General features: G+C 49.7%; 10 protein-coding genes. 5 read left to right on the forward strand and 5 right to left on the reverse strand.

From position 1 onward, the window contains the following. Positions 1–17: 17 nt before the first annotated feature. On the reverse strand, positions 18–515 hold the full coding sequence (locus tag ACFMKP_RS12990) for a single-stranded DNA-binding protein (RefSeq protein WP_382292412.1): 498 nt from the start codon (positions 513–515) through the stop codon (positions 18–20). A 19-nt stretch (positions 516–534) separates the two neighbouring features. Beyond that, a complete protein-coding gene (rpsF, locus tag ACFMKP_RS12995) occupies positions 535–840 on the reverse strand; it encodes a 30S ribosomal protein S6 (RefSeq protein ID WP_164689323.1) in 306 nt (101 codons plus the stop codon). Positions 841–1,722: 882 nt separating this feature from the next. On the opposite strand from rpsF, the gene ACFMKP_RS13000 reads away from it, so the two are divergent. The 4 genes from ACFMKP_RS13000 to ACFMKP_RS13015 all read left to right on the forward strand — a co-directional run bounded on the left by ACFMKP_RS13000 (position 1,723) and on the right by ACFMKP_RS13015 (position 7,011). Then, a complete protein-coding gene (locus ACFMKP_RS13000; protein WP_382292413.1) occupies positions 1,723–3,144 on the forward strand; it encodes an aspartate ammonia-lyase in 1,422 nt (473 codons plus the stop codon). A 193-nt stretch (positions 3,145–3,337) separates the two neighbouring features. Further along, positions 3,338–4,582 (forward strand): WGR domain-containing protein, encoded by a 1,245-nt coding sequence (locus tag ACFMKP_RS13005; protein WP_382292414.1) that lies wholly within the window; start codon positions 3,338–3,340, stop codon positions 4,580–4,582. A gap of 23 nt (positions 4,583–4,605) precedes the next feature. Next, positions 4,606–5,199 (forward strand): hypothetical protein, encoded by a 594-nt coding sequence (locus tag ACFMKP_RS13010; RefSeq protein WP_110514857.1) that lies wholly within the window; start codon positions 4,606–4,608, stop codon positions 5,197–5,199. Between the two features lie 486 nt (positions 5,200–5,685). Then, positions 5,686–7,011: a glycosyltransferase family 87 protein gene (locus tag ACFMKP_RS13015; protein WP_382292415.1), complete on the forward strand. Its 1,326-nt coding sequence runs from the start codon at positions 5,686–5,688 to the stop codon at positions 7,009–7,011. A 263-nt stretch (positions 7,012–7,274) separates the two neighbouring features. On the opposite strand, the gene alr is transcribed toward ACFMKP_RS13015, so the two are convergent. Beyond that, the gene (gene alr / locus ACFMKP_RS13020; protein WP_382292416.1) at positions 7,275–9,830 is read right to left on the reverse strand and encodes an alanine racemase; all 2,556 of its coding nucleotides are present in this window, start codon (positions 9,828–9,830) and stop codon (positions 7,275–7,277) included. 206 nt (positions 9,831–10,036) lie between these two features. Here alr and ACFMKP_RS13025 point away from each other — a divergent pair, with 206 nt between their 5' ends. Continuing rightward, positions 10,037–10,249: a helix-turn-helix transcriptional regulator gene (locus ACFMKP_RS13025; protein WP_110515608.1), complete on the forward strand. Its 213-nt coding sequence runs from the start codon at positions 10,037–10,039 to the stop codon at positions 10,247–10,249. A 170-nt stretch (positions 10,250–10,419) separates the two neighbouring features. Here ACFMKP_RS13025 and ACFMKP_RS13030 read toward each other — a convergent pair whose 3' ends face one another. Both ACFMKP_RS13030 and ACFMKP_RS13035 read right to left on the reverse strand, forming a co-directional pair. Continuing rightward, complete coding sequence (locus ACFMKP_RS13030; RefSeq protein ID WP_382292417.1) at positions 10,420–11,196, reverse strand: DUF3800 domain-containing protein; 777 nt, start codon at positions 11,194–11,196, stop codon at positions 10,420–10,422. Between the two features lie 122 nt (positions 11,197–11,318). Further along, a complete protein-coding gene (locus ACFMKP_RS13035) occupies positions 11,319–13,586 on the reverse strand; it encodes an ATP cone domain-containing protein (RefSeq protein WP_382292418.1) in 2,268 nt (755 codons plus the stop codon). Positions 13,587–14,053 lie beyond the last annotated feature (467 nt).

A 14,053-nucleotide genomic window follows, 5' to 3' on the forward strand; every position in this document is an offset into this window, starting at 1 on the left:
AGTAAGTGAATTTCAAATTAGAATGGGATATCGTCATCGCCGATATCTGGCTCGTTGGTGTAGCCACCGCCATAGGTACCGCCACGATTATAATCATTGGCGGAGTTATCGCGTGGCGGGCGGGCATTACCGCCAGCTTGGTAGCCACCGCTGCGCGCTTGGCCTTGGCCCTGTTGCTGGTCGCTGCGATCAAGGATGATCATATCGCTAGCAACCACTTCGGTGCGAAAGCGCTTTTGGCCGCTATCGTCATCCCACGAGCGGGTTTGCAGCCGACCCTCGATATAGACGCGGCTGCCTTTGGTCAGATACTGATTACAGATCTCGGCCAATTTGTTCCAGACCACGACCGAAAACCATTCGGTTTCATCGCGGGTCTCGCCATTGGGGTCTTTCCACTGACGACCAGCGGCGACAGTGAAGTTGGTCACGGGTGTTCCTTGGGGCGTAAAGCGCATTTCAGGATCTTTGCCCAAGCGACCAATAATCATCACTTTATTTAAATCTTTCGCCACGGTTTCCTCCCCGTTGGTTTTAGCGCTTGGTTTCGTCGCGGATCAACAAATAGCGCAAGATTTGTGGAGCCAATTTCAAGTGGCGTTCCACTTCGGTCACGCGATCAGCGTTCAAGGTGAAGTGGGTCAAGAAGTAAAAGCCTTCGGTGTAGTCGTCGATTGGGTAAGCCAATTTGCGACGGCCCCAAGGAGCGCCTTGTTCGGTGCTGGCTACTTCGCCGCCTTGGGCTTTGATGTAGCTTTGGATGGTCTCGATGGTCGTGTTGAGTTCTTCCTCGCCACCCAAATCAGGGCGCAGGACGGTCATCATTTCGTATGCACGCACGATGTTTTCACCTACATGAAACATTAAATGCCACCGTTTCATGGCACGGGGCCGCCAATATCCAATTGAGTTATATGCATGGAGTCAAGGTGTTGCCAAGGCAACAAGCACCCAAGGGTGCGGGGAGGGTTCGCATGGAACCACTCGAAGACTCCTTCCTTCGGGTTTGCCCCGTTTTGGCGTTGGGTTTGGTGGCCGCAAGCCTACGGAGCAGAAAGGCCGCCGCAGTATAGCATAAAAGTTGGTATAGAGCAACGATGAGATAGAGCATAGATGTATTGATACATTGGATTGGCAATCATGTTCCCTCACCCCCCAACCCCCTCTCCCACTGAACGCGGGCGAGGGGGAGCCGTCGTTTTATATCACGCATCGCGACAGAACCGCACGATTAAAGCCCCTCGCTCGCGCACGGGAGAGGGGTTGGGGTGAGGGGATCAGGCAGTGGTTAACGTGATGAACCATTACACATAGAGCATAGAGGTTAGGGATCGGGGGTCGGGGATTGGGGATTAGGCGATGGACTATTAAAAAATCGTCCTTCGCGATCTTCGCGTGCTTCGCGGTTCCCATCCTTCGTGTCCTTCGTGTCCTTCGTGGATCAAAATGTTAACGCAGAGAATGAATTGCTATCGGCTGTGAGCGAACAGAAAAATAATCTGGGCAATCTGTGGCGAAAAATGTGCTTCGCGATCTTCGCGTGCTTCGCGGTTCCCATCCTTCGTGCCCTTCGTGTCCTTCGTGGATTAAAACTCGCTCCCTGATCCCCAACAGCTATGTGGTTAAACCCGCCACTTTTACTTGGCAACTAGCGACCAGCATTGTGAAAAGCATCGCGTATAATAGGCACACTATTGATTCGACCTTTCACGTGGAGGTTTTATGTCGGCTGAGTTTCGTGTGGAGAAAGATTCGCTCGGTGAGGTACAGGTGCCAGCGTGGGCATTGTATGGAGCACAGACTCAACGAGCAGTGCAGAATTTCCCAATCAGCGGCCTGAAACAGTATCCTGCTTTCATTTGGTCAATGGCGACAATCAAAAAAGCTGCCGCCCTTGTCCACCAAGATTTGGGTTTGCTCGATGCCAAAATGGCCGCAGCGATTGTGCAAGCAGCAGATGAAGTGATCGCTGGCAAATTGAACGATCACTTTGTGGTAGACCCATTCCAAGCTGGCGCTGGCACATCGCACAACATGAATATCAACGAAGTGATCTCAAATCGGGCCAACCAAATTTTGGGCTTCGCCATCGACGATCCCAAAAAACCAGTCAACCCCAACGATCACGTTAATATGGCGCAAAGCACCAATGACACCATCCCAACTGCCTTGCGTTTGGGTGCATTGTGGCGCTTAGATGAGTTGGTCAATACGGTTTTGGGCTTGGCCGATGTTTTGGCCGCCAAAGGCCAAGAATTCGACCACGTGGTTAAATCGGGCCGCACCCACTTGCAAGATGCAGTGCCAGTGCGCTTGGGCCAAGAATTCAATGCCTATGCCAAAGCTGTGCGCCTTGATGCCAAACGCATCCAAGTTGCTGGCGATCGCTTGCGCGAACTCGGCATCGGCGGTACGGCCACTGGTTCGGGCTTGAACGCTCACCCAGAGTATCACGCACGCATGGTCACCAAATTGATTGGCCTGACCGGCATTGAATTGCAAACCTCAGACGATTTGTTTGAACGTATGCAAAGCATGGGCGACCAAGCTGATTTCTCAGGCTCAATGCGCGCCTTGTGTGTCAGCCTGATTCGGATTGCCAACGACCTACGCTTGTTGGCCTCTGGCCCAGCTACGGGCTTGGATGAAATTCGCTTGCCAGCGGTGCAGCCAGGTTCATCGATTATGCCTGGTAAGGTCAACCCAGTGTTGGCCGAAATGCTCAACCAAGCCTGTTTCCATGTGATGGGCAATGATCACGCTGTGACCTTGGCTGCCCAAGCTGGCCAATTGGAACTCAACGTGATGATGCCAATCATCGGCTATAACATCTTCCAAATGATGGATGTGCTGATCGGCGCAGTTAAAGCCTTTACCGAAAAGTGTGTCTTGGGCATTCAAGCCAACGAAGAAAAAGCCACTGGCTGGCTGGCCAAGAACGCCATTTTGGTGACGGCACTCAACCCAACGATTGGCTATCTCAAAGGTGCTGAAGTGGCCAAAGAAGCCATGGCCACCAATCGCACCATCCGCGAAGTGGTGGTTGAAAAAGGCTACCTAAGCGCAGAAGAAGCCGACACCTTGCTCGATGTGCGAGCTATGACCGAAGGCGGCATCTTTGGTGGCGGCGGCGCTGGCGGCTAAACCGCAGCCCAAAATCAAATAGCGTTGAACCCTTGCTTGAATTGAGCAAGGGTTTTTTTATTGCTGGCCGCAAACATAAAACTGTGACTTTGTTTGACACAGCAGCTTGCTAAAGTAAGGCCAGCAAAACCAAGTGGCACAATGCACAGGTTTGAGCGTTAGACGATGGTTTGAGTATATGCGAGGTGCAATTGTGGGTACTGCAATCGGTGCTCCCCAAGGCGAACCAACCCAGCGCCGTAAATTCCAGCTGACCAACCTAGATGGCAACAATAACAAATACTATCTGGTTGAAATCTGGCAGCTTGCAGCGAATGATGTTTTTTTTCGCGCCACCTATGGCCGCGTTGGCTCCGCCGCCCAAGTGGATGAGAAAGTTACGAACCGCGAATGGATCGAGCGCAAAATTCGCGAAAAGGTCAAAAAAGGCTATCACGAGGTGGCCTTACACCGCCCAAGCGTTGTGGCAGCAGCACCAGAGCCGGTTGTGACCTTGGCCGAGCCAATTCGCAAGGTGATTGATTATATTTTCGATGAGGCTGGTGAGGGCATTGCTTCGTACTTGGCAGTTGGCCTCGATGCAATTTCTGCTGAGCAAATTGAACATGGTCGCAAGTTGCTCAGCCTCGCCCAATTGCAACATAGCACATGGCAACAAAGCCAAACGCCAGCCAATTTGGCCTTGCTTAGCAGCACAGTTCAACATTTTTATAACACCGTGCCAACCAAATTGCCCAGCAAGATTAAGCGCGAAACCGTGATCGAGAATTTTTGCAACGACTTCGACGAGCAAGAAACGCGCTTGCATCAATTAGAAGCAGCGATTGCCACCATGACCGCCCAACAGCGTAATCCGCAGGTTTCACGCTACGAAACCTTGGGTGCTGAGCTTGATCTACTGGCCCAAAACGATGATCGCTATCGCCAAATTTGCGATTACGTGGATCGCACCAGCGTCCATGGCTACAAAGTGCGGGTCAACAGCATTTTTACGCTCAATATTGGAGCCGAACGCCGTAACTTTGAGCAAAATCAGCTTGGCCGCAGCAATACCCAATTGCTCTTCCACGGCACAGCGGGTCAAAATGTGCGCCACATCTTGCGCAGTGGCTTGGTTTGCCCACGCACGCCATCGAATGGCCGCATGTTTGGCCACGGGATTTATTTTGCCAATAAAGCCACCAAATCAACCAATTATTGCTCGGTGCGGCGGCGCAATCGCCCGCTGTTTCTCTTTTTGGCTGATGTGGCGGTGGGCAAGCCTTTCGTTGCGCCAACTGCCCAAAGCGATTTTCGAGCAGCGCCTAAGGGTTTTGATTCGGTTTGGGGCAAGGCCCAACATACCACTGCTTGGGGCGGCAAATTGCAATACGATGAATTTATTGTCTATCAATCAGCCCAACAAAGTTTGCGCTATTTGGTGCTTTTCGATCGCTAGCTTATTAATTTTTGGAGGCTTATATGCAACTCGGTGATTGGGTTGAATTTGAAATTATTGTCAGCAAACAATCAAAAGGCCCAGGCAGCAGCCCATCAACCCAAAATATGGGTCGGGTACGCCGTGGCATGGTGATTGGCGTGCGCAATGTGTATGATGTGGTTGGTGGCAATCCGCCCCAATTAGCCAACCCCCAGCCTGTTTTGATTGTGGCGGTTTCGTTGCATCGCGCCTATCGCGTTTTCCCCCATGATGCTACGCCAACCAGCCCACCAACGCCACGTCGTAGCCGTCAACGGAGGGTTGCCTCGCCCCCAAACCAGCCTGTGGCGATGGGCAACGATGACGACGATTGGCACGCGGTCGATGATCAACAATTAAGTTTATTGATTGCCGAGCAAATTGGCACATGGATCACCGCAGGCCAAATGTTTACAGCCTATGACATTACGATGGCGCTGCGTACGGCCAACCCACGCTTGATCATCAAGCATGATCGGGTACGGCCACTGGTGCATAGCGTCATGAATTCGGCGGTAGTCAGTGGCTTGTACGAACGCGAAAGTGCCTCATTCAACACCAACCAAGCCACACGCTACTTGCCAATCGAAGCCTAAGCAAAAGGATGAAGGATGAGGGATGAAAGCCAGAACATAGAACAAAGAGCATAGAACATAAAATCTATTTTTAACGCAGAGGCGCAGAATTACGGGATTAAAGCTGAAGCCTGATGCTCTCGCATTCATCTGCGTTCAGTATGCCAATCGAAATCTCGCCGAACCCGAAGCATCCAAAGGCTTTAATGTTTTGGATGTTTCGGGTTTGCTGTGTTAATCGACCCTCCCAAGCGCGTAATGCCCTTGCCAGCAGCGCATGTCAAATCGTCGAAAATAGCGCCAAAGTACTAGACTGAACTAACCACATATGTGATAATATCGGCGATTAAATAGACACATATTATTAACTACCTATATTAAATCATCCATAGTCATTACTGCTCGCGTCCCAGCCAGATAGATCTTCTAATTGATTAGTAGGTCTCTTTTGAATGCCATTTTTACGTTTATTCAAGTTGATTGTTATGTGTGGTGATGGAGAAAGTAATGCTAATAACACGCAACCTGCTTAAAACCATGGGTACTCGGGTATCGCTAATCGTGATGCTACTTGGGATCGGCACATTCTGCTTAGCCGTTTTAGGTTTATTAACTGCCTTCCCTGCCTTTATCAACAGTGTGCACCAATATGATTTTACCTGCTACTATATGGGTGCTTACGTACTTAACCATCATGAACCACTGTATCGCGAGTTATACCCAGCCATTGAGCCACGGATAGATGGATTACCATATTCGCCCTATATTTACCCACCTTTTTTTGCAGCGTTGCTTCGACCACTTGCAACCTTTGCAGTCAGACCAGCTCAAACGCTGTGGTTATGGATTAATCTTGGGCTGTTAATTGTAGGTTGGCGTTGGTTGCTGCGCTTAATCAAGCTTTCCCGCGGCCAAGCATATCTATTATTGGGATTTATTATTTTACTGCCACCCTTATACGAAACCTTGATTTTAGGCCAAGTAAATCTGATTTTATTGGGCTTAGTGCTTGGTTGTTTATTGTTATTGCGGCGACCATCAGCCTCAGCATGGGCCGATATTTTAGCGGGCAGCTTAATTGGAATTGCTGGGGTTATTAAAATTTACCCGCTTGCATTTGGTTTGATTTTTATCATCCATCGACGCTATCGGGCAATTATAGGAGTCATTGCGGGAATTGTAGCCGCAATCGGGCTTGGAATATGGCTTGGAGGAGGCTGGTCAAATACCATCATCTTCTTTAGCGAGATTATGCCAAACTTGCGGCATTTATCAAATATTATTGATCAATCGATCTGGCCATTTAGCAAACGACTCTTCCAAGAACACAACTATATTTATCAATATCACAATCAGGTTGTATATTTAACGCTTAAGCCATTAATCAATGCTCCATTGCTTGCGCCAATCGTCGCAGTTATGCTTGGAAGCGTGATTGCAATCCCATCAATTAAATATTTGCTCGCACGCTGGCGCGGTGATTCAAATGCCGATCTGCTGTGTTTTGACCTGGGCCTGATTATTAGCTTAACGCTCTTATTTTTTCCGGTCGTTCATAATCATTATCTCTTTTTATTAGTTATCCCCATCTGTTGGCTGATTAATCATGCTCGAAGTCTAGTTGCCGAGCAACGCCAATGGCTTTGGCTAGGTTTACTTATGAGCCTCCTACCATTAGTAATTGAACGCTTTTGGCGCTTTTTGCTTGACCAAGCGCCTACGCCAATCTTCCTGAGCTTCGGCTTTATCTCAAATATTATCCTGTGGGCATTATTAATCCATTATCGTCCAATCAAGCCTCTATCAGCTCAAACCGCGCACCAAGAAGCCTAAATACTGAAGGTTAACCGCCGCCTGATCCCCTCACCCCCGCCCCTCTCCCACGTGGCGGGCGAGGGGCTTTAATCCCGTGGTTCTGTCGCACTACGTTGGTAAAGACCGCTGCGCCCCTCGCCCTCGTTCAATGGGCGAGGGGCGGGGGTGAGGGTATGTCCTTGGTTGCCAATCTAATGAACCAATAGCCCATAGCCTTATCTTCGTGCTCTTCGTGTCCTTCGTGTTTATCAACTCCTAGCCCTCGATCCCTGACCCCTCATTTAGCGCTCAGCAAAATGCTCAACTGGCTCACGCGGCACGCGCGGCAAGATCGCCGAAACCACTTCATAGGCATTTGTGCCCAACCACTCAGCCACTTCTTCGGCGCGAATCCGATCAGCACCCTGTTGACCAATCAGCACCACCTGATCGCCACGTTGCACATGATCAAGCTCAGTTACATCGATCATAGCGTAATCCATACAAACCCGACCAACGACTGGCGCTCGTTGGCCATGAATCAGCACTTCGCGCCATGGCTGAGGCGCACGCCGAAAGCCATCGGCATAGCCCACCGGAATCGTCGCAATCTGCGAGGGGCGCTTGGTAACGAAGGTGCAACCATAAGAGATTGGGCTGCCAGCCGCCAATTGGCGCACTTGAGCGACTTCGGTCTGAAACTCCAAAACTGGTTGTAAGCCCAAACGCACATCGCTGCTTGGGTCGATGCCATACAAGCCAATGCCTGCCCGCACCATATCGTAGCGTGCACTAGGACGAACCATCGCTGCGGCACTATTGGCGGCGTGCACTACTGGCGGGCGTAATCCGCGCTCAGTTAATTGATCAAGCACATGCTGAAAGCGCTGTTGTTGCAATTCAAAAAAGCTGGCATCAGCTTCATCGGCATTGGCAAAATGGGTAAAAATACCCACAACTTCAATGCCCGCCAAGCCATTTAGCCATTCGATAAAATGTACAGCGTGCTCGATCGCCAAACCAAGCCGCGCCATGCCAGTATCAATTTTGATATGAACTTGGGCTTTGATCCCCAAGGCTAGGGCTTGCTCGTGCAACGATTGAGCAACATGGCGATCAAACAGGGCCACGCTAATCCGATTAAGCAACACTTCGCGCATTTGCCAGGCTGGCGTATAGCCCAAAATCAAAATCGGCGCAGCAATATCTGCTTGGCGCAAATGCAAGGCTTCGCCCAAAGTTGCCACTGCCAATTCGCTTGCGCCATGCAACAGCACCGTGCGCGCCGAACGAATTGCACCATGTCCGTAGGCATCGGCTTTAAGCACTGCCATCAGCGGCACACCAGCAGCTTTCCGAATTGCTTGCACGTTCGCGGCCAAGGCATCAAGATCAATTCGCACGGTTGTTGGCCGATCAGGCATGCCAATCCGCACATTGCGCCAGACATGTTCTTGCCGCACTAAGACTTGGCGAGGATCGCTTGCTGCGGACAATAATCCAGCCACTACATGTTCCATACGAGCTTCAGCAGCACCCTTGACCAAAACCAAATCGCCTGCACCAAGATCGCTTGGCACTGCGGCAAGCGCTGCCGCCGCACTATGCACGCTAATGGTGTTAATTTGATAACCGTTGGTTAAGCTTAGTTCACGTGCCCGATTGGCCGCGAGCGCAGCTTGATCGCCTTTGGTAATTAACAGATCAACATGCGCGGCAGCGATTTGGCCCACTTGTTGATGAAAATGAGGACTGGCAACGCCCAATTCAGCCATATCGCCCAGAATTGCAATCCGGCGGCGGGCTGGCAACGAGCCAAGGGTTTGCAGCGCAGCATAGACCGATTCAGGGGCTGCATTAAACGTGTCGTCAATAATTGTTGCGCCATTGCGCCCCGCCACTGGGTTGAAACGGCCATGAGCTGGCGCTAAATCGGCCAAGGCGGCTTGCATCTCGGCCAAACTCAAGCCCGCAACATAGCCAACTGCAAGCGCAAACGCCGCTGCCTGCACACTTGGCACGCCACTTGCTGAAAGTTGAATGCGTTCAGGGGCATGTTCAGGTATATGGATAGTAAAATGGGTTGTCTGAACGGTGCTGGTCACATCGCTCCAACGAATTTCACACGCTGCATTCTGCCCAACCCGCAGAAGGCGAGCGTGCGTTTGTTCAGCCATCGCAGCCACAAGGGGATCATCGCCATTCAAGATTGCGTAACCGTGGGCGGGTAACTGTTGAATAATAGCGGCCTTTTCGTGGGCAATCGCGGCTTGCGAGCCAAAGGCCCCAATATGTGCCGAACCAACATTGGTGACAATGCCAATCTCGGGGGGAAACAGCTGACAGAGCTGGCGAATCTCGCCTGGATGATCGGCCCCAAACTCCAAAACTGCCCATTGCTGAGCCTCAAGCTCGGCCATCGTTACCGACAAACCTAAATCGGCATTGAACGAGCGCGGGCTGCGTAGCACTGCGTAACGGCTCGCTAAAACTTGGGCAATCGCCCGTTTGGTCGAAGTTTTGCCCACGCTGCCGGTAATCGCCACTGTGCGCGGCGCATGTTTGGCAAACTGAGCTTTGGCCCAACGCCGCAACAAGGCTAAGGGATCGTCACAGGTCAAGACGCTGATTGATGCAGGAACAACGCTTGGTGCATATTGACAGACCACGCCGCTCGCACCAGCGGCAATTGCATCGCGAATAAATCCATGGCCATCAGCCCGCGCTGTTTGCAGCGCAATAAATAAATCACCAGTTCGGGCGAGACGCGAGTCATAGGCCCAACCTGACCATTGTATTTGGTCGCCAGCCTGCGCTAGGTGTGCTCCGGCGGCGATTAAATCACTTATATCAATCATGAAATTCCTACTCAACATACAACCCAACCTGTGTGGTTGGGCAAGCAAGCAACAGCCGCGTATCCCACATGGCTTCCCTACTTATGGGGATGCATTATAGCCAAAATTGGCGACCTTCGTCCTATCAGGATATGTGCATAGCGCCAAGTAGAACGGTTGTATAATCGCAGTGTGTGTTGGTATTTTATCTCGTGGAGGGATGTTTTATGCAACGGATTCGAGTAGTGCTACGCGAAGTGGCGCAACAAAAGGGTTTCAACATCACATCACTAGCCGACGCAGCCAAAGTCAACCCCGAAACGGTTCGCAAACTGTGGCACGATGAATCGAAGCGCATCGACCGCGAGAACCTTGAGAAAATCGCGAACGCGCTCCAAGTTAGCCCGCTGATGCTTCTCTCAGTCGGCGGTAAAGACTAAGAAACAATGAAGGTCGGGATACCCCGACCTTCATTGTTTCTAGTAGTAGAATATTCAGCCCATTTCATTGACAGCGAGGGGTAGCCATGCTATGATCGCAGTATCTAAAAAAATTGCTCCATTATATGCGAAAGTCGGCTCCATGCCGTGCGCTCGGTAAACGAGCCTAGCTATAATGGAGCAATTTTATTTAACTCAAAACTATTTTTTCGATCATAAAATTTTTCACGTTCTCTTGCTTTTGTATCGTATAAATCGAAAATGAGGCTAATTTTTGAACGAACCATATCAATATAACGAATTTCACGATAGATAAATGCACGCTGCACAGCCCAATTCATATAATCAATGATTGAGAGACATGGTTCAGCACTAGGCGTTTGGGCATAGATCTGGCGTTGATTCTGCATAATTCGATTATTTTTTTGCTCAAACCTTGTAACAGCTTCGTTAATGGCACTATTGAGTGGTTCTTGGCGGGTACTGGAACCGCGCTGAGCAAAATAAATATGATTTTTATGATGCAAATGCAAATTATTCTGAAATAAGACACTAATAAGGTGATGATAGAATTGCGTTTCTTGGGCTTGAAAATTATTCCTAAAAACTTTTTCTACCTTCCGCGCAACTACAAATTGGGCACTAAATTCCATCGTCGCAATTTCTTCAAAAAAACTATCACGAATTTGAGCAACATCATTCTTTGCATGCAGTGCCTTCTTGGTTTTAGCTAATGATGGAATCTGTTGATATTCAGGCTTATTCACAACAAACTGCTGAAATTGTTGAACATGGCTGCGCAAGCGTGCTGGATCATCGGTTTTGATGAAACCAAGCAGCAATATTTTAGAACATCCCTGTTCACCAACAATTAAGTTACCGCGTTTATCGTAAAAAGTCGGATCGCCAGATTCATCCACGAAAAAATAACAATCATTTGCTTTCATTTCGTCAATCCTCGTTAATTTGATCGTTTACCATCATAGCTAAAGTTGCGGGCTGAACAAGCTATAGTTGTAACCCATAGTCATTCAGCCCGCAAAAAATTCAATTCAGTAGAATATTCAGTTTACAGGAAATCGATTTCGCACGCACCTGACATACAGGCCAATTCTTGCGCCGCCGTGGTCAAATCTTCTTCTTCGTAGCGATAGACTTTCGAGAAGTCGATTGGCGGGAATTCTGCCGCGAGTTTTTCGTATTCTTCGCGGCCAATTTCCACATATGGCATTTGGGCATAATTGGCATCAAACGATGGCAAGAAGGCCATCCCACCAATTACCTCGCGATTTTCCCAAATCCACTTCATCACTTCCATCACTTCATCGGGCTTATAGGTAATCGTCACCGATGGATTGTGCTCAGTCCAATTGAGTTTGTTTTGCAACCAATAGTTACATTGCTCAATTGCGCCACGGCTGTTGCGGGTAATCGCATTTTCTGGCGCTTTGACTGGGAAGTGCACAACCCAAGTTGTTGCATCATCACGGGTTTGGCCATTTTCAGGGTCCATCGGCACACCAGCATCGCGCAACACTTTGTAAATTGGCGAGTGAGTGCTAACCCGCACGTTGCGAATGTAATATGGTGCCCAGCGTGAGTGCAAACCTGAAGCACAATCCAGCAGTTGGCTACTGTTGCCGCTTGGCTTAACACAGGTAATCGACACCGATTGATTGATGCCCAGCTTTTCTGCATACTCGCGATTGACTTCAATTGCAATTTCCAGCAAACGGCGTTGCACTTCCGGATCTTGCGCCACTTTGCTATCCATTTGGCCGGTGATGTCCACACCGAGCAAGCGTTCTTCTTGGCAGTTTTCCGACCACTGAGGCCGCAAACCTGGGAAGTGAGTCGCCATCGATTGGATCGTACCGATAATCGTGGCAACTTCGACTTTTTCGCGCAGAGTTTCAAAGGTATCATCGGCGCGAGCAACCGCTGCCGTCAAATTACAAAACTGGTAAGGCCGCAGAATAATTTCGCCACATGGATTCGTGCCATATTCGGCGGGCTTACGACGAGCTGGGCGCATATCGATCGCGCTTTGGCGATTGAAAATGCCCGGTTCGCCGCGACCAGATTTAACCATTGTCAAAACTTGCTCAATAATTTCGAGTTGGGTCAAGCCACGAGCTGGCCAAACTGCTGAGTTGTTGGCGTTCCAGCGTTGGCTATTTTCGCGGTCGAAATCACCATCTTTGGCGGTCAGCATATCGTGATCATCATAATCGAACAGACTGATCATTGCTGTCCTTCTCACGCCACCACTGACCGCTGCATTACCAACCGAGCACATAATGTCGTGGGCATCGATTGAGCGTAGAAACGAGCCTTGGCGCGCCAAAACCCGCGAGCGCGCAAAATCGAGCATTTGACGGAACGGCTCCGGCCCTGAAGCACGGCCACCTTTGATTCGCAACGGTGCGCCAGCAGGCCGCAATTGCGAAAGATCAAAACTGACATCATTGCCATCAAACCAGGTTTGCAAGCCAAAGCGCAGCGCGTCGGCCCAGCCCTCAGCCGAATCTTCAACGACATATTGGGTGGCAGGCGCGCCAGATTGGCGCTTGACCCGTGGGAATTGCTCGATGTATTTGTGTTCGACCGAGAAGCCAACACCACAACCGCTCATCGAAATAATCAACGCTTCGACAAATGAATCGATGCTATCGACTGGCAAATACGAGCAGTTGTAAATTGCAATATTGTTGCGGCGAGCAGCAGGCCCAGCCATCGCCAACAAACGCATCGATGGCATAGCGCGCATTTCGAGAATCGCTTGGCGCACGCGGTTGTAGGTTGCATCATCAAGCTTATTATCGGAAATTTCGCGCAAGAAATTCACCGAGCGATCGACGGTTTCGATCCAAGTTTCGCGGCGGCCCAAATCGTAATCGAAGCGCGAATATTTATCGAAGAATTGGAATTTTTGCAATGGCGAGGGAAAATATTGGTCTGATTCGGCAAAGGCATGGCGAATCGCTTCAGGCACAGGTCGTTGCTCACGCTTTTTGGCATGCTCGGCGCGATAGAGAATATAGCTCTTGGCGGCATCAAACTCGCCAGCAGCCTGCAACATCACCTCAACCGTATCTTGCACAGCTTCGACAGTTGGGGTAGTGGTATATTTAGCAGCCAAAATATTGACCACCCGTTGGGCCAATTCGCCAACGGTGATATGTGGTTGACGGCCTAAACCAGCAAAACAGCGAGTTAAGGCTCGTTCAATGCGGGCTACATCAAAAGCCACTTCACGACCATCACGCTTGATAATCGTGGTTGGCGGCGCTACTTGGCGGTCATCGAGCGGGGTCAAGGTGACCTGTTCCGTCATAACCAAGTCCTTTCAAACATCCAAAAAATGAGAACAAAAAACTAAGCGTGCAATCAATCGGCGATTACAAGCGCAATTACAAGATTTTTTCGATTGGGTGCGTGTGCATTTAACGCAGAGGCGCAGAGCAATCCATTAATAGTGGCTGCATTAATTCGCAACCATGAATACCTAGCGATTGAGCCTTCCCATTAAAAAACAGCAAGCAAAATATGAATACTCTTGCTTACTGTAGAAACTCAAAAAAAGATGCGTTACGCAATGTAACGCATGGGTAAAGCTCAATTGTAAAGGGTGCTTCGTTGAAATCCTAGAAGGTTCTGAATCCAATATATAGTATGTCTTTTTAGCTGTCAACACTACATCTAGTAATTTTTATGGAAAGTGGCCCAAAAAAACGAGTTGCAATCGTTGGCCATTTAGCAGATTCTAACGGTGCAAAACTTGCTTATCCACAAGCTATAAAC

The sequence above is a fragment of the Herpetosiphon sp. NSE202 genome, from assembly GCF_042688385.1.
Taxonomy (GTDB): domain Bacteria; phylum Chloroflexota; class Chloroflexia; order Chloroflexales; family Herpetosiphonaceae; genus Herpetosiphon.

Bases quoted from the DNA above. Each gene is read 5' to 3' on its own strand.
- ACFMKP_RS13000 (WP_382292413.1), top strand. From the start codon at position 1,723: ATGTCGGCTGAGTTTCGTGTGGAGAAAGATTCGCTCGGTGAGGTACAG.
- ACFMKP_RS13010 (WP_110514857.1), top strand. From the start codon at position 4,606: ATGCAACTCGGTGATTGGGTTGAATTTGAAATTATTGTCAGCAAACAA.
- ACFMKP_RS13015 (WP_382292415.1), top strand. From the start codon at position 5,686: ATGCTAATAACACGCAACCTGCTTAAAACCATGGGTACTCGGGTATCG.
- alr (WP_382292416.1), bottom strand. From the start codon at position 9,830: ATGATTGATATAAGTGATTTAATCGCCGCCGGAGCACACCTAGCGCAG.
- ACFMKP_RS13025 (WP_110515608.1), top strand. From the start codon at position 10,037: ATGCAACGGATTCGAGTAGTGCTACGCGAAGTGGCGCAACAAAAGGGT.
- ACFMKP_RS13030 (WP_382292417.1), bottom strand. From the start codon at position 11,196: ATGAAAGCAAATGATTGTTATTTTTTCGTGGATGAATCTGGCGATCCG.
- ACFMKP_RS13035 (WP_382292418.1), bottom strand. From the start codon at position 13,586: ATGACGGAACAGGTCACCTTGACCCCGCTCGATGACCGCCAAGTAGCG.